The sequence below is a fragment of the Nocardioides endophyticus genome (assembly GCF_039543845.1).
Taxonomy (GTDB): domain Bacteria; phylum Actinomycetota; class Actinomycetes; order Propionibacteriales; family Nocardioidaceae; genus Nocardioides; species Nocardioides endophyticus.
Genome location: NZ_BAABKN010000011.1, coordinates 18871 through 42156, shown reverse-complemented (window position 1 = coordinate 42156; position 23286 = coordinate 18871). Strand labels below are relative to the sequence as shown.

General features: G+C 70.9%; 21 protein-coding genes. 12 read left to right on the top strand and 9 right to left on the bottom strand.

Annotation, left to right across the window (positions count from 1 at the left end):
• Positions 1 to 12 precede the first annotated feature (12 nt).
• The 8 genes from ABEA33_RS08650 to helR all read left to right on the top strand — a co-directional run bounded on the left by ABEA33_RS08650 (position 13) and on the right by helR (position 10094).
• Positions 13 to 1230: a pyridoxal-phosphate-dependent aminotransferase family protein gene (locus tag ABEA33_RS08650; protein WP_345526354.1), complete on the top strand. Its 1218-nt coding sequence runs from the start codon at positions 13 to 15 to the stop codon at positions 1228 to 1230.
• On the top strand, positions 1227 to 2462 hold the full coding sequence (locus ABEA33_RS08645) for an allantoate amidohydrolase (protein WP_345526353.1): 1236 nt from the start codon (positions 1227 to 1229) through the stop codon (positions 2460 to 2462). The genes ABEA33_RS08650 and ABEA33_RS08645 overlap by 4 nt, the downstream gene beginning before the upstream one ends.
• Positions 2455 to 3267, top strand: a complete 813-nt coding sequence (locus tag ABEA33_RS08640; protein WP_345526352.1) for a MurR/RpiR family transcriptional regulator — start codon at positions 2455 to 2457, stop codon at positions 3265 to 3267. Before ABEA33_RS08645 ends, ABEA33_RS08640 begins: the two co-directional genes overlap by 8 nt.
• Positions 3267 to 4028 (top strand): FAD binding domain-containing protein, encoded by a 762-nt coding sequence (locus ABEA33_RS08635; RefSeq protein ID WP_345526351.1) that lies wholly within the window; start codon positions 3267 to 3269, stop codon positions 4026 to 4028. Before ABEA33_RS08640 ends, ABEA33_RS08635 begins: the two co-directional genes overlap by 1 nt.
• A gap of 91 nt (positions 4029 to 4119) precedes the next feature.
• Positions 4120 to 6720 carry a molybdopterin-dependent oxidoreductase gene (locus ABEA33_RS08630; RefSeq protein ID WP_345526350.1) on the top strand — a complete coding sequence of 867 codons (2601 nt, stop codon included), beginning with the start codon at positions 4120 to 4122 and terminating at the stop codon, positions 6718 to 6720.
• Positions 6717 to 7184 (top strand): nucleoside deaminase, encoded by a 468-nt coding sequence (locus tag ABEA33_RS08625; protein ID WP_345526349.1) that lies wholly within the window; start codon positions 6717 to 6719, stop codon positions 7182 to 7184. Before ABEA33_RS08630 ends, ABEA33_RS08625 begins: the two co-directional genes overlap by 4 nt.
• A 248-nt stretch (positions 7185 to 7432) precedes the next feature.
• Positions 7433 to 7816, top strand: coding sequence for an SDR family oxidoreductase (locus tag ABEA33_RS08620; protein ID WP_345526348.1), 384 nt, complete (start codon positions 7433 to 7435; stop codon positions 7814 to 7816).
• Positions 7817 to 7955: 139 nt separating this feature from the next.
• Positions 7956 to 10094 (top strand): RNA polymerase recycling motor ATPase HelR, encoded by a 2139-nt coding sequence (gene helR / locus ABEA33_RS08615; RefSeq protein ID WP_425577374.1) that lies wholly within the window; start codon positions 7956 to 7958, stop codon positions 10092 to 10094.
• 58 nt (positions 10095 to 10152) lie between these two features.
• On the opposite strand, the gene ABEA33_RS08610 is transcribed toward helR, so the two are convergent.
• The 5 genes from ABEA33_RS08610 to ABEA33_RS08590 form a co-directional block, all read right to left on the bottom strand.
• A complete protein-coding gene (locus tag ABEA33_RS08610; RefSeq protein ID WP_345526347.1) occupies positions 10153 to 10998 on the bottom strand; it encodes an ABC transporter permease in 846 nt (281 codons plus the stop codon).
• Between the two features lie 8 nt (positions 10999 to 11006).
• The gene (locus ABEA33_RS08605; RefSeq protein ID WP_345526346.1) at positions 11007 to 11813 is read right to left on the bottom strand and encodes an ABC transporter permease; all 807 of its coding nucleotides are present in this window, start codon (positions 11811 to 11813) and stop codon (positions 11007 to 11009) included.
• A gap of 38 nt (positions 11814 to 11851) precedes the next feature.
• Complete coding sequence (locus tag ABEA33_RS08600; RefSeq protein ID WP_345526345.1) at positions 11852 to 12688, bottom strand: ABC transporter ATP-binding protein; 837 nt, start codon at positions 12686 to 12688, stop codon at positions 11852 to 11854.
• A 3-nt stretch (positions 12689 to 12691) separates the two neighbouring features.
• Positions 12692 to 13825, bottom strand: a complete 1134-nt coding sequence (locus ABEA33_RS08595; RefSeq protein ID WP_345526344.1) for an ABC transporter substrate-binding protein — start codon at positions 13823 to 13825, stop codon at positions 12692 to 12694.
• 205 nt (positions 13826 to 14030) lie between these two features.
• Positions 14031 to 14579 carry a TetR family transcriptional regulator gene (locus ABEA33_RS08590; protein WP_345526343.1) on the bottom strand — a complete coding sequence of 183 codons (549 nt, stop codon included), beginning with the start codon at positions 14577 to 14579 and terminating at the stop codon, positions 14031 to 14033.
• Positions 14580 to 14647: 68 nt separating this feature from the next.
• On the opposite strand from ABEA33_RS08590, the gene ABEA33_RS08585 reads away from it, so the two are divergent.
• Positions 14648 to 14971: a DMT family transporter gene (locus ABEA33_RS08585; RefSeq protein ID WP_345526342.1), complete on the top strand. Its 324-nt coding sequence runs from the start codon at positions 14648 to 14650 to the stop codon at positions 14969 to 14971.
• Here the strand turns inward: ABEA33_RS08585 and ABEA33_RS08580 are convergent.
• The 4 genes from ABEA33_RS08580 to ABEA33_RS08565 all read right to left on the bottom strand — a co-directional run bounded on the left by ABEA33_RS08580 (position 14965) and on the right by ABEA33_RS08565 (position 21388).
• Positions 14965 to 16647: a hypothetical protein gene (locus tag ABEA33_RS08580; RefSeq protein WP_345526341.1), complete on the bottom strand. Its 1683-nt coding sequence runs from the start codon at positions 16645 to 16647 to the stop codon at positions 14965 to 14967. The genes ABEA33_RS08585 and ABEA33_RS08580 overlap by 7 nt on opposite strands.
• A gap of 27 nt (positions 16648 to 16674) precedes the next feature.
• Positions 16675 to 18321, bottom strand: coding sequence for an alpha/beta hydrolase (locus ABEA33_RS08575; protein ID WP_345526340.1), 1647 nt, complete (start codon positions 18319 to 18321; stop codon positions 16675 to 16677).
• Positions 18322 to 18324: 3 nt separating this feature from the next.
• The gene (locus ABEA33_RS08570; protein WP_345526339.1) at positions 18325 to 19986 is read right to left on the bottom strand and encodes an FAD-binding dehydrogenase; all 1662 of its coding nucleotides are present in this window, start codon (positions 19984 to 19986) and stop codon (positions 18325 to 18327) included.
• Between the two features lie 427 nt (positions 19987 to 20413).
• Positions 20414 to 21388, bottom strand: a complete 975-nt coding sequence (locus tag ABEA33_RS08565; protein ID WP_345526338.1) for an alpha/beta hydrolase — start codon at positions 21386 to 21388, stop codon at positions 20414 to 20416.
• A gap of 34 nt (positions 21389 to 21422) precedes the next feature.
• On the opposite strand from ABEA33_RS08565, the gene ABEA33_RS08560 reads away from it, so the two are divergent.
• From ABEA33_RS08560 to ABEA33_RS08550, 3 genes are read left to right on the top strand one after another with little or no spacing between them, the layout of a single operon-like run.
• Complete coding sequence (locus ABEA33_RS08560) at positions 21423 to 22376, top strand: acyl-ACP desaturase (protein ID WP_345526337.1); 954 nt, start codon at positions 21423 to 21425, stop codon at positions 22374 to 22376.
• The gene (locus ABEA33_RS08555) at positions 22373 to 23110 is read left to right on the top strand and encodes an LLM class flavin-dependent oxidoreductase (RefSeq protein ID WP_345526336.1); all 738 of its coding nucleotides are present in this window, start codon (positions 22373 to 22375) and stop codon (positions 23108 to 23110) included. The genes ABEA33_RS08560 and ABEA33_RS08555 overlap by 4 nt, the downstream gene beginning before the upstream one ends.
• A gap of 24 nt (positions 23111 to 23134) precedes the next feature.
• Positions 23135 to 23272, top strand: coding sequence for a hypothetical protein (locus ABEA33_RS08550; protein WP_345526335.1), 138 nt, complete (start codon positions 23135 to 23137; stop codon positions 23270 to 23272).
• Positions 23273 to 23286: the final 14 nt, after the last annotated feature.

The following is a 23286-nucleotide window of genomic DNA, read 5'->3' as shown; positions in this document are numbered from 1 at the left end:
GAAGGAGCCCACATGAGCGGTCCGATCAACCCACCACCGCGGCTGCTGATGGGCCCCGGCCCGATCAACGCCGACCCGCGCGTGCTGCGGGCGATGTCGGCGCAGCTGGTCGGTCAGTACGACCCGTGGATGACCGCGAGCATGAACGAGACGATGGCGCTCTACCGCGAGGTCTTCCGCACCGCCAACGAGCAGACGTTCCTGGTCGACGGCACCTCGCGCGCGGGGATCGAGGCGGCGCTGGTGTCGCTGCTCGAGCCGGGTGACCGGGTGCTGGTGCCGGTCTTCGGCCGTTTCGGCCACCTGCTCACCGAGATCGCCGAGCGCTGCCGCGCCGAGGTGCACACCATCGAGGTCCCGTGGGGCCAGGTGTTCTCCGCCGAGCAGGTGGAGGACGCCGTACGACGGGTGCGGCCGAAGGTGCTCGCGATCGTGCAGGGCGACACGTCCACCACCATGTGCCAGCCGCTGGCCGACCTCGGCGAGATCTGCCGGCGCCACGACGTGCTGCTCTACTGCGACGCCACCGCCTCGCTCGGTGGCAACGAGTTCGAGGCCGACACGTGGGGCATGGACGTCGTCACTGCCGGCCTGCAGAAGTGCCTCGGCGGCCCGTCCGGCAGCGCCCCGATCACGATCTCCGGCCGTGCCGTCGACGTGATCGACGGCCGCAAGCACGTCGAGGCAGGGCTCCGTGCTGACGGCGAGACCGACGCACCGGGCGAGCGGATCGTCAGCAACTACCTGGATCTCGCGCAGGTCATGGACTACTGGGGTCCGCGCCGGCTCAACCACCACACCGAGGCCACGACCATGCTGTACGGCGCCCGCGAGTGCGCGCGGCTGCTGGTCGAGGAGGGGCTCGACGCCGCCATCGAACGGCATGCCCTGCACGGTCGCGCGATGCTCGAAGGCGTGCGTGGTCTGGGACTCGAGGTCTTCGGAGACGTCGCGCACAAGATGCACAACGTCGTCGCCGTCGAGATCCCCGACGGGGTGGACGGCGACAGGGCGCGGTCCGGCCTGCTCGACGACTTCGGGATCGAGATCGGCACGTCGTTCGGTCCGCTCCACGGCAAGGTCTGGCGCATCGGCACGATGGGCTACAACGCCCGCAAGGACGCCGTGCTGGTCACCTTGGCCGCGCTCGAGCAGGTGCTCCGGGCGTACGGCGTACCGCTGACTGCCGGTGGTGGCGTCGGTGCCGCCCAGGAGGTGTACGCATCGTGACGACCGCCCGTGAGGTCCTCGACCGGTGTGCCGAGCTCGACCGGTTCACCGCTACCCCGCCGCAGCTCGAACGCGTCTACCTCTCCCGCGAGCACGCCAGCGCCAACGCGGTCGCCGGCCGCTGGATGGAGCAGGCCGGCCTGCGCACCTGGCAGGACCCGGCCGGCAACCAGTGCGGCCGGCGCGAGGGCGCGACGCCCGGTCTGCCGGCGCTGCTCCTCGGGTCCCACCTCGACACGGTGCCCGACGCCGGGTCGTACGACGGGATGCTCGGTGTGGTGATGGCGATCGCGGTCGCCGGGCGCCTGCGCGACCATGACCTGCCCTTCGCCCTGGAGGTGATCGGCTTCAGCGACGAGGAGGGCACCCGGTTCGGCAAGGCCCTGCTCGGCAGCCAGGCGTTCGCCGGCGTGTGGGAGGAGGACTGGTGGGACCTGCGCGACCGTGACGGCGTGACGCTGCACGAGGCGTTCCTGGAGTTCGGCCTCGACCCGCGCCGGGTCGGCGACGCGGCCCGGAGGCCCGACGAGCTGGTCGGCTACCTCGAGGCGCACATCGAGCAGGGGCCCTACCTGGAGGCCTCGAACCGCTCTCTCGGCTACGTCACCACCATCGCCGGCGCGCGGCGCTTCCGGCTGACGTTCGTCGGCGAGGCCCGGCACGCGGGCGGTACGCCGTACCACCGCCGGCGAGACGCCCTGGTCGGCGCCAGCGAGGCGATCACGCTGATCGAACGGCGAGCCCGCGAGTCCGAGTGCATCGCCACCGTCGGGCGGATCGAGGTGCAGCCCGGCGCGATCAACGTCATCCCCGGTCGTGCCGACATCAGCCTCGACCTGCGGGCGGCGACCGACGTCGAGCGCGACGAGATGTGGTCCGCGCTGAGCGCCGAGATCGAGCGAGCCTGCGCGATCCGCGGGCTCCGGTTCGAGGTCCGCGAGACCCACCGGGCACCTGCGATGCCGTGTGCGACCTGGCTGCAGGAGGCCGTGATGGCAGGCATCCGCAGCATCGGCGACGACGACCCGATGGGGCTGTGGAGCCGGGCCGGCCACGACGCGATGGCGGTCGGCAGGGTCACCGACGTCGGCATGCTCTTCGTCCGCTGCCACGACGGCATCAGCCACCACCCGGAGGAGGACGTGCGAGAGCTCGACGTCACCGCCGGGCTGGACGCACTGGAGGCGGCGGTGCTCGACGTCGCGGCTCGGATCGGAGGAGCTCGTGGCTGAACGCATCGACGAACGGATCACGCAGAGGTACGCCGTGCTCTCGCCCCAGGAGCGTCGGGCTGCCGAGACCCTGCTCGAGCACCTCGACGACCTCGCGACCTACCGATCCGCCGAGCTCGCCGAGCTCGCCGGCGTCTCCAAGGCGACCATGAGCCGGCTCTTCCGCAGTCTCGGCTTCACCGACTTCGACGAGGTCCGCGACCACCTGCGCGCCCTCCGTTCCGCCGGTGAGCCGCGTCGGGTCGACGGCGCCTCGACGACTGGCGACCACCTCGCCCACGAGCAGGAGTCGCTGCGCCACGCCCTCGAGAGCCCGGTGCTCGGCGACGTCGTCGCGTTGCTGGCCGGAGCCCGGCGGGTGCTGGTCGTCGGCTGGCGCAACAGCCACCCCGTGGCACTGCACCTGCGCCAGCAGCTCGCCCACGCCCGCGGCGACGTACGCCTGGCTCCGCTGCCCGGTCAGGTGATCAGCGAGGAGCTGGCCGACCTGGTCGCCGGCGATGCTGTGGTCGTCGTCGGGTTCCGGCGCCGGCCCGCTGACTTCGGGGCGTTCCTCGAGGAGGCGGGGCGCACCGGCGCCACGGTCGTGCTGCTCGCCGACTCCACCGCCCGGAGGCATGCGGCCGCCTCGGCGTACTGGCTCGAGTGCCCCGTCACCAGCACCCTCGCCTTCGACAGCTACGCCGCCGCGATGAGTCTGGTCAGCGTGCTCGCCGACGGTGTGCTCTCCGCCCTCGGACGGCCCGCACGCGACCGGATCGCCGAGATCAGCGCGTCGTACGGCCGGCTCGCCGAGGTCGAGTGATGGACCTCGTCACCGTCACCAGCCACCGGGCGGCCCGCGGGCGCGAGGACCTCGTGCTGGCGCCCGGCGAGGCCCTACTCGCAGGCGGCACCTGGCTCTTCTCCGAGCCCCAGCCGGAGGTCAGCGGCCTCGTCGACCTGACCACGCTCGGGTGGCCGGACTGGGAGTCGCTGCCGGGAGTGCTGCGCATCGGCGCGACCTGCACGGTCTCGCGGGTCGTCGATGCTCCCTGGGGGCCGGCCGCCGGGCTGGTCCGCGCCACCGCGGACTCACTCCTGATGTCGTGGAAGGTCCAGCACGTCGCGACCGTCGGCGGCAACCTCTGTCTCGCGCTCCCGGCCGCCGCGATGGTGTCCCTGGCGGCGGCCCTCGGTGCCACCGTCATCGTCTGGACTCCTGACGGCGGCTCGCGTGAGCAACCCGCGGTCGACTTCGTCACCGGTGCGGGTACGACGACCCTCACCCCGGGCGAGGTGGTCCGCGCGATCGACGTACCCACCGCCGCACTGTCGCTGCCCTCCGCCTTCCGCCGCGCGTCCCTCACCCCGCTCGGCCGAGCCTCCGCCGTCGTCATCGGCAGCGGCCCGCGCGTCACCGTCAGCGCCTCGACGACCAGACCGGTCGTGCTCTCCCTCGATGACCTGGACGCCGGGCTGGCCGCCATCGACTGCTGGTACGACGACCCGCACGGCCCCGCCGACTGGCGCGCGCACGTCACCGGCGTACTGGCGCGTGAGGTCCGAACGGAGCTGCTGTCATGAGGGCGCCGGCCAGCGGTGCGTCAGCAACCGTTTTCGCCGGTTGCGCGGCCCCGAACGGTTGCCTGCTCACCGCCGCCCGGGGACGGCCCGCATGAGGATCAACGGTGAGCCCGTCGAGCAGACCCCCGCACCCGGCCAGTGCCTGCGCACCTTCCTGCGCGACGCCGGGCGCCTGGACGTCAAGAAGGGCTGTGACTCCGGCGACTGCGGTGCGTGCACCGTGCACGTCGACGGAGCGCCGGTGCACTCCTGCCTCTACCCCGCCGGCCGCGCGGTCGACCACGAGGTCACCACGCTCGCCGGGCTGGGTACGCCGGAGGACCCCCACCCCGTGCAGCGCGCGTTCGCCGATGCCGCCGGCTTCCAGTGCGGCTTCTGCACCGCCGGCTTCGTGATGACCGCGGCCGGCACCGACCTGACACCAGACGTCGAGCGCTGCTTCAAGGGCAACCTGTGCCGCTGCACCGGCTATCGCTCGATCCGTGACGCGCTGGCCGGGAAGCGCAACGTCGGACCCGGCGACGGTGCAGCCTTCGGCGCCTCCCTCGGCGCGCCGGCGGCGCAACGAGTCGTCACCGGCACCGAGGCCTACACCCTCGACCTGCCGACGACCGGCGTGCTGCACATGGCGCTGGTGCAGAGCCCGCACGCGCACGCCCGGATCGTCCGCATCGACACCACGCGCGCGAGCACCGCCCCCGGCGTACGCCTCGTCCTCACGCACCTCGACGTCCCCGACGTGCTCTACTCCACCGCCCGCCACGAGAGCCGGCTCGACGACCCCGACGACACCCGGATGCTCGATGACGTCGTCCGCTTCCGCGGCCAACGGGTCGCCGCGGTCGTGGCCGAGTCCGTCGGCGCCGCACAGCGCGCGGCGGCTCTGGTCGAGATCGAGTACGACGTGCTGCCGGCCGTCTTCGACCCCGAGACCGCCCGCGCTGCCGGCGCCCCGCTCCTGCACGGCGACAAGGTCCCCGAGGTCAGCAGGGTCGACGAGCCGCAGCGCAACGTCGTCGCGCAGATCCATGGCGAGATCGGCGACGTGGTCACCGGGCTCGCCGCCGCAGCAGTGACCGTGAGCGGCACCTGGCAGACCGCCCGCGTCACTCACGCCGCGATGGAGACCCATGGTGCGCGGGGCTGGCTCGACGATGACGGTCGGCTGGTGGTCAGGTCGAGCACCCAGGTGCCGTTCCTGGTGCGCGCGGAGCTCGCCCACGTGCTCGGGCTGGAGCCGGACCGGGTGCGGGTGGTCGCCGCCCGCGTCGGCGGCGGCTTCGGCGGCAAGCAGGAGATGCTGGTCGAGGATCTGGTGGCGCTTGCGGTGCTGAAGACCCACGCGCCCGTGCAGATCGAGCTGACCCGCGAGCAGCAGTTCACGCTGGCTCCGTGCCGGCACCCGATGCGGATCTCGGTGACGCTCGGCGCGGACGCCGACGGCCTACTCACCGCCTTGGCGCTCGACGTGCTCAGCGACGCGGGCGCCTACGGCAACCACTCGGTCGGCGTGCTGTTCCACGGCTGCCACGAGTCTGTCGCGCTCTACCGCTGCGCCAACAAGCGGGTCGACGCCGAGGCGGTCTACACCAACAATCTGCCGTCGGGCGCGTTCCGCGGCTACGGGCTCGGCCAGGTGATCTTCGGCATCGAGTCCGCGCTCGACGACCTCGCGCGCGAGCTCGGCCTCCCCCCCGCCGAGCTGCGTCGGCGCAACGCCGTACGCCCCGGAGACGAGTTCGTCGTCAACGGTGAGCCCGACACCGACCTGGTCTTCGGCAGCTACGGCCTCGACCAGTGCCTCGACCTGGTCGAGTCGGCGCTCGCATCCGGAGACGACACCCCTGCTCCGACCGGCGACCGGTGGGCGGTCGGCGAAGGCCTGGCCGCATCGATGATCGCCACCATCCCGCCCCGTGGCCACCACAGCGAGGCGACGGTCGGCATCGACACCGACGGCACCGTCACGATCGGAGTCGGCAGCGCGGAGTTCGGCAACGGCTCCGCCACCGTGCACGTGCAGCTCGTCGCCGAGGAGCTCGGCATCGACCCGGCCCGGATCCGGCTGTACTCCTCCGACACCGACGCCGCGGCGTACGACACCGGCGCCTTCGGATCGACGGGTTCGGTGGTCGCCGGTACGGCCGTCGCGGACGCCGCCCGCGAGCTGCGCGCGGCGCTCGACGCCGGCGAAACCCCGCCGTTGAGCCGATCCGGGCGACACTCGGGTACGCCGAGATCGGTCGCTTTCAACGTCCACGGCATCCGGGTCGCCGTCGACCGGCTGACTGGCGAGCTGCGGGTGCTGCGCTCGGTGCATGCCGTCGACGCCGGCCGGGTCATCAACCCCGAGCAGCTGCGCGGCCAGGTCGAGGGCGGCGTCGCCCAGGGACTCGGTAGCGCGCTGCAGGAGGAGCTGATGCTCCGCGACGGCGAGGTGCTCACCCGCGCCTTCCGGCACTACCGGGTGCCGCAGATCGCCGACGTGCCACCGACCGAGGTGCTCTTCGCCGACACGTACGACGAGCTCGGCCCGCGCGGTGCGAAGTCGATGAGCGAGGCGCCGTACAACCCGGTCGCACCGGCGATCGCCAACGCCGTGCGCGACGCCCTCGGCGTACGTCCCTATGAGCTGCCGATGAGCCGGGACCGGCTCTGGCGGCTCGCCACCACCATCACGGAGGACTCATGACCGACGACCGTTGGTTGGCACACGCCCTCGACCTCGCGGTCGCCAACGTCGCCGACGGCGGCGGGCCGTTCGGCGCGGTGATCGTGCGCGACGGGGTGCTGCTCTCGACCGGGCAGAACAGGGTGACCCGCGACAACGACCCGACCGCCCACGCGGAGGTGCTGGCGATCCGGGCGGCCTGCGCCGACCTCGGCGACTTCTCGCTGGCGGGTTGCGTCCTCTACACGTCCTGCGAGCCCTGCCCACTGTGCGTCGCCGCCTGCCTGTGGGCGCGCCTCGACCGGGTCGTCTACGCCGCCGACCGCGACGACGCCGCCCGCGGCGGCTTCGACGACCGGGAGTTCTACGAGCTCTTCGCGCGGGACCGCTCGACTTGGCCGACCGTCGTACACGCCGGGGAGCACGCCGACTCCTTCGCGCCGTTCGACGCCTGGCTCAGCAAGGCGGACCGGGTCGACTACTGACGGACCCTGTCGCGTCGAGTGACGCGAAATGGCCCTCGTCGGGGCCGGTTCGGGGCCAATCCGCGTCACTCGACGACTTATGGTGAGCTCACACCAGCAGAGACTCTCGTTCGACGGCGTCCAGCCACAGCTTGAGCTGCTTCTCGCACGAGGCTTCGGCGAATCGGCGAGTGCGAGGTCCGATCCACTGCACAACGGTCCAGCGGAGCACGCTGCCGTCTCCGGCGCGCGCGAGCTCGCCGCGTTGCTTGGCAACCAACGTGTCGCCGCGCCAGCAGTCGGTCGCCAGGCGCGCACCGGCCTCGGCCTCGACGACCGAGGCGCGTCCGGAACGTGAACAGGCCAGACCGATAGCGCAGGACGTACTCCGACGGCACCTGGCCGTCCTCGCCCGCGGCCGAGACCAGCCGGACGCGCCGGTCCAGCCGTCCCTGCACCCCGGCCGGATCAGCACGCCGGCCACCGACCAGATGCCCGCGGACCTGATCCCGATCCCGCTGGGGCGCCCCGGCCGGCCCGAGGAGGTGGCGGCGTTCGTGGTGTTCCTCGCGAGCGACGAGTCGACGTTCACCACAGGGTCCGAGTTCGTCATGGACGGCGGGACCGTGATGCACATCCCGACCAACGTCTAGGCAGGCTGCGCGCGACGGCAGAGCCTGCGCCACACCGGCGGACGTGGAAGTGGAGAAGCCCGTCGACTTCTCCACTCTCAACTTATAGCGGACACCCGGGCTTGCCGCAAGACCCCTGTGATGCTTCACCATCGACCCCGTGACCGCCGCGTTCGCCCTCCCCGACAACCTCTCCGCCAAGGCCGACCCGGCCCTGATCAGCAAGGACGAGCAGCACTTCGCCGCCATCGCCGCGAGCCTCGAGCAGGCGCTCGCCGACCTCTCCGGCCGCCTCGACGAAACCCGCAGGGCCCCCGGCGGGCACGGCCAGGCGGCGCTGGACCGCGACCTGGAGGTGCACCGACTGACCGCTCGTCGGCGAGCCCTGAGCCGTTTCGGGCTGGACCTCTGTCTCGGACACATGGTCCCTGCGGACGGCGGCGACCCTGTGTACGTCGGGCGCCTGGGCCTGAGCGACAGCACCGGGACTCCGCTGCTGCTCGACTGGCGCGCGCCTGCCGCCGAGCCCTTCTTCGGGGCGACCCACGCCAACCCGATAGGGCTCGCCAGCCGTCGCCGCTACCGCTGGACCCTCGGCCAGGTCAGCGACTACTGGGACGAGGTCTTCACCTCCGACGGGCTCGAAGGCCACGCGGCGGCGCTCGACGACCAGTCCGCGTTCATCGCCAGCCTCGGCAACACCAGGTCGGCGCGGATGCGCGACGTCCTCGGCACGATCCAGGCCGACCAGGACGCGATCATCCGGGCGAGCTCCCGCGGCACCCTCGTCGTCGACGGCGGCCCCGGCACGGGCAAGACCGTGGTCGCGCTGCACCGCACGGCGTACCTCCTGTACGCCGACCCTCGGCTCGGCCACCGCCGTGGAGGCGTGCTGTTCGTCGGTCCACACCAGCCCTACCTGGCGTACGTCGGCGACGTGCTGCCCAGCCTCGGTGAGGAGGGCGTGCAGACCTGCACGCTCCGGGAGCTCGTCCCCCAGGGAGCCAAGGCGCCGCTCGAGGCCGATCCGGAGGTCGCCCGGCTGAAGGCGACGGCAGACATCGTGAAGGCGATCGAGCCCGCCGTACGCCTGTACGAGGAGGCTCCGACGCAGGGCATGGAGGTCGAGACCCCGTGGGTCGACCTGTGGCTGAGCACCAGCGACTGGGTGGACGCGTTCGCGTCGGTGGCCGGCATCCCGCACAACGAGGCGCGCGACCAGATCTGGGAGGAGCTGCTCACGATCCTGGTCGAGAAGTACGACGGCGAGGACGTCTCCCCCGACTTGCTCCGGCAGTCGCTCGGCCGCAACGCCGGCCTGCGCCAGACCCTCACCGAGGCCTGGCCGATGATCGAGCCGACCGACCTGGTGGGCGACCTGTGGGACGTGCCGGCATACCTGCGCAGGTGCGCCCCATGGCTCACCCCCGACGAGGTGCGAGCCCTGCAGCGCGACGACCCACAGGCCTGGACCGTCTCCGACCTGCCGCTGCTCGACGCCGCGCGGCAACGGCTGGGCGACCCGGAGATCGCGCGGACCAGGCGGCAGCGCGACGCCGCGGTCGCCGCCGAGCGCGCGCAGATGGACCAGGTCGTCGACAGCATCCTCCAGCTCGAGGACGAGGACGGCATGTGGGCCCAGCTCAGCCAGGGCGGCCTCCGCGAAGCGCTCGTGGACCAGGACGCCCTCCCCTCCACCGACCCGGACCTGCTCGCCGGTCCGTTCGCGCACATCGTGGTGGACGAGGCGCAGGAGCTGACCGACGCTGAGTGGCAGATGCTGCTGCTGCGCTGCCCGTCGCGCAGCTTCACGATCGTCGGCGACCGCGCCCAGGCGAGACACGGGTTCACGGAGTCCTGGCAGGAGCGACTCAGGCGCGCGGGCCTCGACCAGGTGCACCTCGCCTCGCTCAGCATCAACTACCGGACGCCTGCGGAGGTCATGGCCGAGGCCGAGCCGGTCATCCGTGCCGCACTCCCCGACGCCAACGTCCCCACGTCGATCCGCAGCAGCGGCATCCCCGTCGTACGCGGGTCGACAGCGGAGCTCGACTCGATCCTCGACGCCTGGCTCGCCGAGCACGACGAGGGGATCGCGTGCGTGATCAGCGTCGACGCGGCGTACGAGCCGACGCCGCGGGTGCGCTCGTTGACCCCGGAGCTGTCGAAGGGCCTGGAGTTCGACCTCGTCGTGCTGCTCGACCCGGACTCATTCGGCACCGGCATCGAGGGCGCCGTCGACCGGTACGTCGCCATGACCCGCGCGACCGAGCGGCTGGTGGTCCTGACGAGCTCGTGAGGTGCGCGGGACGTCATACGAATCGTGGGTCGGAGGCCACGATTCGTACGACGTCCCGCTAGGTCTGACTCATCCCCATCCGGGCCAGCACGGCGTTCTCGGCCAGCTGCACGAGGTTGTAGAGCACCAGCGTGATGACGGTGATGATCGCGACCGATGCCCAGAGGGCGTCGAACTGCGCGGAGGCGTTGAACTTCTGGATCATCCCACCGATGCCCTTGCCGGTCGACAGCCACTCGGCGAGCAGCGCGCCGGTGACGGCGCCCGGCACGGAGACGCGCGCCGCGGCGAACATCGACGGCAGCGCACCCGGGATCGAGACCTTGCGCAGAGCGGCGTAGCTGCCGCCGCCGTACACGCGGACCAGGTCGAGGCTCTCCTTGCTCGCCCGGCTGAGGCCGAAGAGCACCGACGCCAGCGCCGGGAAGAGGACGACGATGCTCCCGATCACCGCGACCGAGGCCTGGGTGCCGCGGCCGGTCAGCAGGATGATCACCGGCGCGATCGAGACGAGCGGGACGCTGCGCAGCAGCAGCGCCAGCGGCATCACGCCGGCCTCGACAGTCTTGGACAGCGTGAACAGCACTGCCAGGAGGATCGCCAGCGTCATCCCGACGACGAACCCGATCGCCGCGTCCTGGAGCGTCTGCTGGGTGAGATCCCACATCTGCTCGCGGTGCTCCGCGGCGGTGGTCCTGGCGCCGGGCTCGGTGACGAAGAGGTAGTTCCAGACGTCGACCGGCCCCTTGGCGACGTACGGCGACACGCTGGTGAAGCTGACGACGGCCTGCCAGAGCCCCAGCACGATGCCGAGGGTGACGACGGCGTTGAGTGCCGAGCGGCCGATCGACTTCCCGAAGTCCTTCGTGCGCTCTCGGCGGAAGCCGGCCGGAGTCGCTGTCATGACGTGGCTCATGGCTGCGCCCTTCCGGAGACCCACGGTGTGACCAGGCGGGAGACCAGACCGAGCGCGGCGTACCCCAGCAGCGCGACCAGCGCGCTCAGCAGGAACACGACCCACACCCGCTCGGAGTCGAGGTTGCCCTGCAGTCGGATCAAAAGGATGCCGACGCTGCGGTCGGTGGCGCCCATGTACTCACCGAGCACGGCGCCGAGGAACGCGGTCGGCACGGCGATCTGCAGGGCGTTGAGGATCGACGGCAGCGCGGCCACCAGGCGTACCTTGCGGAGCTGCGTGATCCGGCCGCCGCCGAAGACGCGCACCACGTCGAGGCTCGCCTTGTCGGCAGCCTTGAACCCGAGAAGCGCACCGACGACGGTCGTGAAGAAGACCGCGAGCGCCGCGAGGAAGATCGCGGTCTTCGACGGGTCGCCCGGTTGGGTCGCGCCGCCGAGGATGACGATCGCGATGCCGCCGACCGCGACCAGCGGCAGGCAGTAGCTGACCACCGCCACCTGGATGATCACCGGCTCCAGCTTCGGGGCCACCAGCACGAACGCGGCGAGCAGCAACGCGAGCCCGTTGCCCCACGCGAAGCCGTACGCCGCCTCGGTGATGGTGACCTTGAACGACGGCCAGTACGCCGACAGTCCGTCCTCGAACAGCTGCCCGATGACCGCGAACGGTGACGGCACCGGCGTGTAGCTGGTGCCGTCGTCGGGCACGAACGCCAACGAGAAGACCCACCACGCCGCTAGCAGGACGAGCGCCCCGATGATGCCGGCCAGCCAGCCCGGGACGGTACGGCGACTCGTCACGGCTCGGCACTCATGACTCGGCGCTCATGACTCGGCACTCATGACTCGGCCGCCGCCCGACCGTCGGCCCCGAACAGCAGCTCCGACGCCCGGTCCGCAAGGGCGTGGAACTCCGGGCTGCGCATCATGTCAGGAGTCCGAGGCCGTGGCAGGTCGATGTCGATGATCTCCTTGATCCGCCCCGGTCGCGGGCTCATCACCGCGACCTGGTCGGACAGGAAGATCGCCTCGTTGATCCCGTGGGTGACCAGCAACGTGGTCGCCGGCTTCTCGGTCCAGATCCGGAGCAGCTCGAGATTGAGGTTCTGCCGGGTCATGTCGTCGAGGGCGCCGAACGGCTCGTCGAGCAGCAGCACCGACGGCTTGAGCGCCAACGCTCGCGCGATCGAGACCCGCTGCCGCATGCCACCGGACAGCTGCGCCGGCTTGGCGTCCTCGAACCCGGTCAGGCCGACGAGCTCGACCAGCTCCTGGACGTAGGTCTTGTCGGCCTTGCGGCCGGCGACCTCGAACGGGAGCTGGATGTTCTTGAGCACGCTGCGCCACGGCAGCAGCGCGTGATCCTGGAAGGCGATGCCGAGCTCGCTGCCCCTGCGCAGCTCCGACGGGGTCTTGCCGTCGACGAGCGCCTGCCCCGAGGACGGCTCCTCCAGTCCCGCGAGGATCCGCAGGATGGTGGACTTGCCGCAGCCCGACGGTCCGAGCAGCGCCAGGAACGACCCCTGGTCGGTGTGCAGATGAGCGTCCTGCAGGGCGGTGACGCTGCGGCCGCCGCGGACCTTGCCAGCTGATCGGAAGGTCTTGCCCAGCCCGGTGACCTGGATGCCGGTGCCGCGACGGGCACCGGCATCCAGGGTGATGTTCTCAGTGGTCATCGGTTAGGAGAGGTAGTCCTTGAGCTCCGGGTTGTCGGCGTAGATCTCGTCGATGATCGAGGTGTCGAACAGGTCCTCGACCGAGACGTCCCAGCCGGCGGCAGCGAGCGACGCGACCGTCTGCTCCTGGAGCTCCGGCGTGATCGTGAAGAGCCCGTTGGCCTCGGTGTCCGGGGTCGAGATGAGCTTCTTCTCGGCCTCCAGGCCCAGGCCGGTCTTCTTCGGGTCGAGCGCGCCGAAGACGGCCTCGAGGCCCTCGTCGTTCTCGGACGCCGCCTTGTCGTAGTACTTCGTGATCAGGCTGACGGTGTCGTCGGTCGGCTCCTTGAACACGTCGGTCCAACCCTTGATCTCCGCCGTCAGGAACGCCTTCAGCAGGTCCTTGTTGTCCGCGAGGTAGTCGTCGGTGACCGAGTAGGTCTCGGCGACGTACGGCACGCCGTTCTCGGCGTACGGCAGGTTCGTGACCTCGTAGCCGGACGTCTCGACGGTGATCGCCTCGTTCGTCAGGTAGGCCATGAAGCCGTCGACCTCGCCCTTCATCAGCGGCGTCGGGTCGAAGTCGACCGGGACGACCTCGACGTCCTTCGGGTCGATGCCGTTGGCGTTGAGGATCGCCGCGAAGACACTGGCGTTGGAGTCCTGGACGCCGATCTTCTTGCCGACCAGGTCCTGCGGCGTCGTGATGTCCGCACCGTCCTTGAGCGACAGGATCGTGAAGGGGTTCTTCTGGAAGGTCGCGCCGATGATCTTCAGCGGAGCGTCCTGCTCGGCGATCGCGGCGCCGATCGAGGCCGCGTCGCTGAGCGCCACCTGCACGGAGCCGCTGAGCAGCTTGGCCACACCGGTGTCGGGGCCCGAGATCCCGTTGACCGCGTCGAAGCCTGCTTCGTCGTAGTAGCCGTTCTCGTCGGCGTAGTACTCGCCGGCGAACTCCTCGTTCTTGATCCAGGAGTACTGCATGCTGATCTCGCCGTACGACGCGTCGACAGAGTCTTCGGCCGACGACGACCCACCCTCGCTGTCCGAGCCGCAGCCGGCCAGGGTGAGGGCGAGGACCGCAGCGAGCGACACGGCGGTCGTCGCGATCGTGGGGCGGCGCCGAACCAGGCGGCGGGCGCGCAGTGTTGCAGCCATGTGGGAGTCCTCCAGTTGAACGTCTCGGGTGGCCGGGACGCTACTGAGCCCGCGTTTCAGGCCCTGGCACAGACGTTTCAGGCCGGTTAAAACCTGAACCGGCCGCTTCTCCCGACCAAACGGAGGGGTCGGTGGTTGAGGTGCGAAGGCGCCCTGGCGCCTGAGCCTCGAAACCCTCGTGCCAGCAAACCGGGCTGCGCCGCGTTCAGTCCGCGAGGCGCTGAGCCGCTACGGCCAGGTCGTCGACCCCTCGGGCGAGCTCGTCCGGCCGGTCCGTCGCCAGGTCGAGGTGGAAGCCGTAGAGGGCAGAGTCGACGAGCGTGACGATCCGGTGGACCCTGCGCGGCGGGGCGCCGCACCGCACCAGGTAGTCGCGCAGGCTGACCGCCCACTTCTCGTTGCTGGCGCGTGCGTCGGAGAGGTAGGGCTCCTCGCCGATCAGCCCGGTGGCGGCGGCCTGGCAGTAGACGTCGAGACAGCTGTTGAGTGGCTCGGTCTGGTACGCCACCCACAAGGCGTTGACCCCTGCACGCACTGAACGTGCCGCCGGCAGCGCGTCGACGGCGAGGACACTGCGCGCACCTGCGTGCGCGACGACGGCCGACACCAGGCCGTCACGACTGCCGAAGTGGTAGATCAGCATCCGGTCGCTGGTGCCGATGGCGGCGGCCACGGGTCGGAGAGTCAGCCCGATCAGGCCGTGCTCGAGGACGTGGTCGGTGACCTCATCCAGCAGCTCCTCACGGCGATCCACCAGTTCAGCGTAGCGAGTGCTACATTTGGAGCCAAACGTAGCGACTGCTACACGACGAGGAGATGGACATGTTGACCGCGGTGCTGCTGGCCCTGGCGATCGGGGTGGAGGTCGCGGCGAGCGCCTTGCTGCCGAAGGCCGAGGGGTTCACCAACCCGATCTGGACCGCGGTCGTGCTCGTCGGGTACGGCGTCGCGATCTGGCTCCTCACCGTCGTGGTCAAGAGCATGCCGGTGTCGGTGGCCTACGCGATCTGGGCAGGTGCCGGCACGGCGCTGGTCGCCGTCGTCGGCCTGGTCTTCCTCGGCGAGTCGTTCAACTGGGTCAAGGCCCTGTCGCTGGCGATGATCGTCGCTGGCGTGGTCGGGCTCAACCTCGCCGGCGCTCACTGAGCCGAGCGTTCCCCGAGGGGCAGCCCCACGTCCACCCGGTCGGCGACCGTGACCGCACCATCGGTGGCGATGCCGATGTCGGCGTAGCCGGTCTGGAGGCCCGAGTCGACGTCGACGTACTGGAGCTGCACGCTCACCGTCTTCAGGGGCACTGAGAACGGCGTCGAGAAGCGGTTGAACGTCGGGCTCTCCTCGACGCCTCCGGAGGTGCCGAGCTGGTTGACGACCGTCCACGTGACCTCGTCCCCGTCGGTGTTCCAGATGACCCGAGGCGGTGACTCGTCGTGGTAGTGCCCGATGTTGACGGTGCCGGGCGGGAGGTCGGGGATGCCGTCGTCCCACGGCACCGTTTCGTGGCCGTAGCTGGCGTCGAGGTCGCCGAGACTGTCGACCCCGAGATAGCCGGCGGCAGTAGAGGGCTGGTGGAGGACCACGACGAGTGGCTCGCCTGGGTCGACCTCCTCGCGCAGCTCCTGCCCGACATCGGTTGCACTGACCCCGGTCTCGTTGATGACGAGGCCGCCGAAGAGCGCCTTGAATCCCGGGTCGTTGCCGGCGACCGCACGCAGGTCGCCCACTCCGGTGGTCTCGAGGTCGGGGTTGAGCATGCCGTGGTCGAGCATCTGCTCGACGGTGGTGTCGGTGTCGTGGTCGCCCTTGACCGCCACCACCGCGATGCCGGGACCCGCCTCCGCCTCGCTCCTGACGAAGCCGTCCTCGGCGACGGTGCCGTTCGAGGTGACGTCGCCCGAGATGGTGCGCATGGTGAACGACTCCTCGCCGAGGTACTCCTGGAGCAGCGGGTAGAGGTGTGCGCGGGCCGCGGTGCCGACCTCGCTGCCTTGCGGGTCCGCCTCGGCGATGACCACCGTCTCGCCGGCCCGTGGGCGCAGGTCTGCTGCGTGCGCAGGGATCTGGGTCTCGAGTGAGGCCGCAGCGGCGGCCTCGTACCGCGCGGCGCGCTCGCGGATCCGCTTGGTGTTCTTCTCGATGAACGGCTGGACCTGACGTGCGATCTCCAGGGTCTGGGGGTCGCTGAAGCTGAGCTCGTCGACACCGGGCATCGCGTAGGCGTCCACGATCGGGTCGCTACCCTCCCACCCGTCGAAGCTGACGACAGCGATCACGACCGAGACGCCGAGGCACACGGCGCCGGTGACCACACCGAGGACGATCTTGCGGCGGCGCGGCATCCTCGCGGGAAACGGCGCCCTGCCCCGGAAGACCACCACGAGGGCAAGCCCACCAGCCACCGCCGCCCCGAGCTCGAACCACAGGAACCTCTCCCTGAGCTGCGACCCGAGCTCGGCGCCGTAGATGCGGGCCAGCTGCTCCGGGTCGTTCACGAACTGAGCGTTGGCCCGGACGAAGGACGGACTGGCGTACGACGCGAGCGTGCCCGCTGCCATGGGAGGGCCCGTGGCACGCAGCGAGGCACCGAAGCCGCCGGTGCCGGTCTGGGCCCAGTAGAGGCGGCCGAGGACACCGGTGTCGAGCGTCGAGACGCCGTTGTGCGACAGGCGCACCGTGACCGGCAGGGTGCCGAGCCGATCGTCGAAACGAACGGCCTCGACCGCACGCTCGGCAGCGATCGGGGCGGCGACGACCGCCGCGACGACGGCGTACGCCGCGAACATCCCCGCCACGCGGATGAAGCGCTGGAGGATGGCCGACACGGGTCGACAGTACGCACCCAGGCCCGATCACCCGATGACGTCGGGCTCCAGCTCTCCGATCCGTACGGCGAGGCGCTCGGAGTCGGCGTCGGTCCACCCGTCCGGCGGCAGGATCTCCGCCCAGGCTCGCACCGGCTCCTGCCCGAACTGGTGTCCCTGCCCGGCCGGTACGTCGTTGGCCACCATCTGGTCGGCGGCCAGCTGGAGCATCGTCACCACCGGGATCCAGTGGACGCGCGGCGACACGTCACGCCCACGCGGCTCCGACAGCCAGTCCGGCTTCTGCAGCGCCAGCGAGAAGTCCCACCAGGTGATCGGGTCGTTGGCGTGCTGCAGGTAGCCGATGCGCGTCCCCGTCCACTCCCCCGGTGCGTCCCAGTCGGACGGCCGATCGGCGAAGCGGACGGTCTGCCCGTCGCCGTACACCGGCAGCACCTCGGGGGTGCCCGCCTCGCGCTCGGACGTGAACCGGCTCCACAGCCGGTTGTTGGCGGTCGGCCCCACGAAGAGCGCGCCGTCCGTCCGCGTCGCCAGGTCCTGGGCGCCACTGAACGCGGCCTCTCCGCCGAACGAGCCGAGGCTCTCGCCGCTCACGACGACCAGCGGTCGCTGGTCCGCCGGGAGCTCGACCCAGTGGGCGTAGACGGCGTCGAACAGCAGCCGCCCGGCCTCCTGTGCCCGCTCGCCATCGGCGAGGAAGGACATCCAGCTCGGCAGGTAGGAGTACTGCATCGAGACGGTGGCGGTGTCGCCTGCCCACATGTACTCGAGGGCACGTGCCTGGTTCTCGTTGACCCAGCCACGACCGGTGCCGGTCACGACGTTGAGCACCGCCCGGTCGAAACCTCCGGTGCGCTCGAGCTCGTCGACCGCGCGCTGCGCCTCCTCGGCGAGGTCCACGTCTCCGGAGGCGCCGACGTACGCGCGGACGGGCTGTTGCGCCTCACCACCGGTGAAGTCGGCTATGTCGTCGGCGGTCGGCGCGCTGGCGATGAAGACCCGCCCCTGCCGCCCGAGGTCGTCCCAGCTCTCACCGGACCGCGGTCCGGCCGAGACGTAGGGGCTGGTCGGCGCGGGGGTGTCCGTGCGGAACTCGTCGTCGATGGCCTGGAAGGTCGCGTCCAGGGCACCCACGACGCGGCCGCCGATCACGCCGGTCACGAGCCCCCACGCGATCCAGGCGACGACGATCGCGCCCACCACCAGCGCGACCCGGTCCGGCAGCACGCGCCCGACCTGGCGACCGACCCACCGGCCGGCCGACTTGAGACCCCGGCTGAGCGCCAGCAGGAGCACGAACACCAGCGCGGTGACCACGAGCTGGAGCAGGTCCGCTCCGATCGAGTCGCGGTCGACGCCCACCAGGTCGCGGACCTGGTCGTCCCAGCGGTGGCCGAGCCACAGCGCCACCAGCGTGCCGACTCCGCCGACGACCCCGACCACCCGCCAGGTCTGACGGCGACGGGGCCCGGCGAGGACCACGCCGCTGCTGCGCAGCATCCAGCCGAGCAGCGCGCCGACGGCGTACCCGAGCAGGGCGCAGACCGCCGACACGACACCTTGGAAGACCGGGCCGAGCGGCAGCAGGGAAGGCGTCAGTGACGCCCAGAAGAGGAGTACGGCGCCCACCGTGGGCGCGATCGGAGCGCGCAGCCGACGGCGCAGCGAGGTCACTGCCTAGACCGCGCGGGCGGCCGCCCGGCCCGCCGTACGACCCGAGAAGAGGCAGCCGCCGAGGAACGTGCCCTCGAGCGCGTTGTAGCCCATCATCCCGCCGCCGCCGAAGCCGTTGACCTCACCCGCGGCGTACAGCCCCGGCAGCGGTGTGCCGTCCGAGGTCAGGCAGCGCCCGTCGAGGTCGGTCTCCAGGCCGCCGAGGGTCTTGCGGGTCAAGATGTTGAGGCGTACGGCGATCAGCGGGCCGGCCTTGGGGTCGAGCAGCTTGTGCGGCGTGGCGACCCGGATCAGCTTGTCGCCGCGGTAGGTGCGGGCGCCGCGGATCGCGGTGACCTGCGCGTCCTTGGTGAAGGTGTTGTCGATCTCGCGGTCGCGGCCCTCGATCAGCTCACGCAGCTCGGCCTCTACGATCAGTGCCTTGTCGCCGACCTCGTTCATGCCCCGCACCAGATCGGCGAGGTTGTCGGCCACGACGAAGTCCTCGCCGTGCTGCTTGAACGCCTCGATCGGCCTCGGCGCGCCCTTCTTGATCCGCGACAGCAGGAGCTTGAGGTCCTTGCCGGTGAGGTCGGGGTTCTGCTCCGAGCCCGAGAGCGCGAACTCCTTCTCGATGATCTTCTGCGTCAGCACGAACCACGAGTAGTCGTAGCCGGTCGTGCGCAGGTGGGTCAGCGTGCCGAGGGTGTCGAAGCCCGGGAAGTACGGCGCGGGCAGGCGCTTGCCGGTCGCGTCGAGCCACAGCGACGACGGCCCCGGCAGGATCCGGATGCCGTGGTTGTCCCAGATCGGGTCCCAGTTGCGGATGCCCTCGACGTAGTGCCACATCCGGTCCGGGTTGATGACCCGGGCGCCGGCCGACTCGGTGATGCCGAGCATCCGCCCGTCCACGTGGGCGGGGACGCCGGCGACCATCGTCTTCGGGGGCGTGCCGAGCCGCTTCGGCCAGGTCTTGCGGACCAGGTCGTGGTTGCCGCCGATGCCGCCGCTGGTGACGATCACCGCCTGCGACCGGAGCTCGAACTCGCCCGCGGCGATGCGACTGCTGGCCCGGCCGCGCTCGATCGCGCTGGGCTCGAGCAGGGTACCGCGTACGCCGACGACGGCGCCGTCCTCGACCACCAGCTCGTCGACCTGGTGCCGGAATCCGAACCGGAGCCGGCCGGTCGCCGCGTGCTCGCGCACCCGACGCTCGAAGGGCTCGACTACGCCAGGACCGGTCCCCCAGGTGATGTGGAAGCGCGGGACCGAGTTGCCGTGGCCGTCCGCGCGACCGTCGCCGCGCTCGGCCCAGCCGACGATCGGGAAGGTCCGGTGCCCCATCTCGCGTAGCCAGGCGCGCTTCTCGCCGGCCGCGAAGTCGACGTACGCCTCGGCCCAGCGGCGCGGCCAGCGGTCCTCCTCGCGGTCGAACTGGGCACTGCCGAGCCAGTCCTGCATCGCGAGCTCACGGGAGTCCTTGATGCCCATTCGCCGCTGCTCGGGGCTGTCGACGAAGAACAGCCCACCGAGGCTCCAGAACGCCTGTCCACCAAGGGACTGCTCGGGCTCCTGGTCCAGCAGCAGGACGCTCTTGCCGGCGTCGGCCACCTCGGCCGCGGCCGCCAGACCCGCCAGGCCGGCGCCCACCACGATGACGTCACTGGTCTCCGCACTCGTGCTCACGGGTGCGATCTTTCCATGCCGTCACGCGCACTTGTGACGCAGGTTACCCATCGGTCACCACTTCTGGTCAGCGGAAGGCACAGGGGTGAGCACGGTCTCCTTCGGGACGCCGGGCGGGCACACCACTGAGCACACCTCTCGGGAAGGGCTCCGCCATGTCCACCTCCACTCAGACCCGCCGACTCCGCACGACGTACACCGTCCGCGGGCGGCCGATGCGGCGGGCGACACGGTGGTTGAGGTGCGAGGGCGGGGACGCCGAGCAACCCGGTGGTTGAGGTGCGAGGGCGGGGACGCCGAGCAACCCGGTGGTTGAGGTGCGAGGCGCGCCAGCGCCGAGCCTCGAAACCCCGGCAACCCCAGGCAGACGGGTGGGCTGCGGTCCTCCCTGCTCGATCACCGGGTCGCTCGGACCCAGCGTCTTGAGTCAGTAGAGCGCGGCCCGCTGCGACGCGACGATCGCATCCATCGCGGGGCGGGCGCTGACGCTGAAGTAGGGGAAGCTCAGGAACCCGTGCGGCATCACGTGGAAGTCCTCGACGGTGACCTCGTTGCCGGCATCGGCCAGCGCCTGCGCATAGCGCACGCCGCTGTCGTGGAGCGGGTCGAGGCCGGCGACCACGACCACCGCGGGCGGCAGCCCGGAGAGGTCCGGCGTCAGGATCGGCGACAGGCGGTAGTCGGTGGGGTCGTCGTGCTCGTTGACGTAGAACGCGTGGAAGACCTCCATGTCGTCGTTCGACAGCACGATGCCGCGGTCGGTGTTGTCGACGTACGACGCGTCTTGCATCAACGCCTCGGTCATGTCCGTGACGGGGTAGATCAACGCCTGGTGGCCGATCGCCGGCCCGGCCTCGTCGCGGGCCGCGATCGCGACGACCGCGGCCAGATTGCCGCCGGCGCTGTCTCCCATCAGCCCGATCCGGCCCGGGTCACCGCCGAGGTCGGGAGCGTGCTCGGCCACCCAGAGGAGGGCATCGAAGCAGTCGAGGAGGGCGGCGGGGTAGCGGTGCGTCGGCGCCAGCCGGTAGTCGACGGACACGACGATCGCATCCAGCTCCTTGGCGACGAGGCTGCAGCTCCAGTCGCACTGACGGGCGCTGCCGAGCACGAAGCCACCGCCGTGGATGTTGAGCACGACCGGCCGGGCCGCGCGAGCCCAGCTCTGCGGCGTGTAGATCCGCAGCGACAGCTCGCCGTGGCGAGCCGTGAAGGTGGTCGTCCGTACGTCGACCTCCTTCTGCAGCCTGCCGAGGAAGAGCGACGCGGGCCCGCGCTCCGGGATCACGGTGGTCTGGGCCCTCAGCAGCTGCTCGTTGGTCATCCGGGCAACGGACATCCCCGGGGTCGACTTCATGAACCGATCGAGGGCACGGACACCCGGGCGGAGCTTCGTCTTCATGGTGTCGCCATTGTAGAAGTGGTTCGATGGTGAGGTGAGCACACCTGAGCACCTGCTCGAAGCCCTTGAGCCCGTCGTCGCCGAGAACCTCGACCGCCACCTGGCGATCGCCCAAGAGTGGCATCCCCACGACTACATCCCGTGGAGCCAGGGACGCGACTTCGCGTTCCTCGGCGGCGAGGACTGGGCGCCCGAGCAGTCCCAGCTCTCGGAGACCGCCAAGGCCGCGATGTTCACCAACCTGCTGACGGAGGACAACCTGCCGTCGTACCACCGCGAGATCGCGACCCGCTTCGGCCGCGACGGTGCGTGGGGCACCTGGGTCGGGCGCTGGACGGCGGAGGAGAACCGGCACGGCATCGCCATGCGCGACTACCTCGTCGTGACCCGCGGCGTCGACCCGGTCGAGCTCGAGCGGGCCCGGATGGACTACATGACCTCCGGCTACGACTCCGGCGACAAGACTGCGCTCGAGGCGGTGACCTATGTGTCCTTCCAGGAGCTCGCGACCCGCGTCTCGCACCGCAACACCGGCAAGGTCACCGGCGATCCGATCGCCGACCGGATGCTCGCCCGGATCTCCAAGGACGAGAACCTGCACATGGTCTTCTACCGCAACATCGTCGCGGCGGCGCTCGAGATCGCGCCCGACGCGACCATGCAGGCGATCGCCAAGGAGGTCATCGGCTTCGAGATGCCGGGCGCCACGATGGCGGGCTTCCGGCGCAGCTCGATGATGATCGCGAAGGCCGGCATCTACGACCTACGCCTCCACCACGACGACGTGATCATGCCGGTGCTGCGGCACTGGGACGTGTTCGACCGGACCGACCTCGGGCCGGAGGGCGAGCAAGCACGGACCGAGCTCGCGACGTTCCTCGAGGCGCTCGACTCCCAAGCCACGAAGTTCGTGGACCGACGGGCGGAGAACCGCGCTCGTGCCGCCTTGCGCGAGGACGGCGTCAACCCCGACATCGTCGCGTCGTGACCACCCTCGGTGTCGTCTTCCGGCCCCAGTCCCCGCCCGAGGAGCTCCGCTCCGTGGTCGAGTACGCCGAGGCGGGCGGCCTCGCCGAGCTCTGGCTGTGGGAGGACTGCTTCCTCGAGGGCGGACCGACCACGGCGGCTCTGGCACTCGCCTGGTCCGAGCGGCTGCGCGTCGGCGTCGGCCTGCTGCCGGTGCCGCTGCGCAACCCGGCGCTCGCCGCGATGGAGATCGCGACACTCGCCCGGGTCTTCCCCGACCGGCTCACGATGGTGCTCGGCCACGGCGTACAGGACTGGATGGCCCAGGTGGGTGCCGCGGTCGACTCGCCCGTGACGCTGCTGCGCGAGCACACCGTCGCCGTACGCGCCCTGCTGGCCGGCGAGACGGTCGACGTCTCCGGCCGCTACGTCCACCTCGACCGGGTGGCACTCGACTGGCCACCGGCGACCCCACCGACCCTGCTCGTCGGCGCCCGCGGGCCGAAGTCGATCGCACTGGCGGGCGAGGTCTCCGACGGCGTACTGCTCGACACGGTCGTCGACCCCGCCGTCGTACGACGGGCGCGGGAGCTGGTCGGCCCGGACCGGAAGGTCGCGGTCTACACCGAGATCACCGATGTCGCCGCAGTCGCGGACTGGGTGGCCGAGCTCGCGGAGGCCGGAGCCGACTCGGTGATCCTGCAGGCCACCGAGCACGCCCCCGACCCGCGTCCGCTGATCGACGCGTTGCGTTGACCGCCGAGTGGGTACCGCCCGTACATGAAGCTCTTCCGCGCCGCGGCCACGATCGGCATCGCCAAGAAGCTGTACGACGAGTCCCGCAAGCCCGAGAACCAGCGCCGCATCAAGCAGGCCGTCGAGCACGTGCGCTCACGGCGGGCGAAGAACGCGCGGTGAGCGAACGCTAAGAC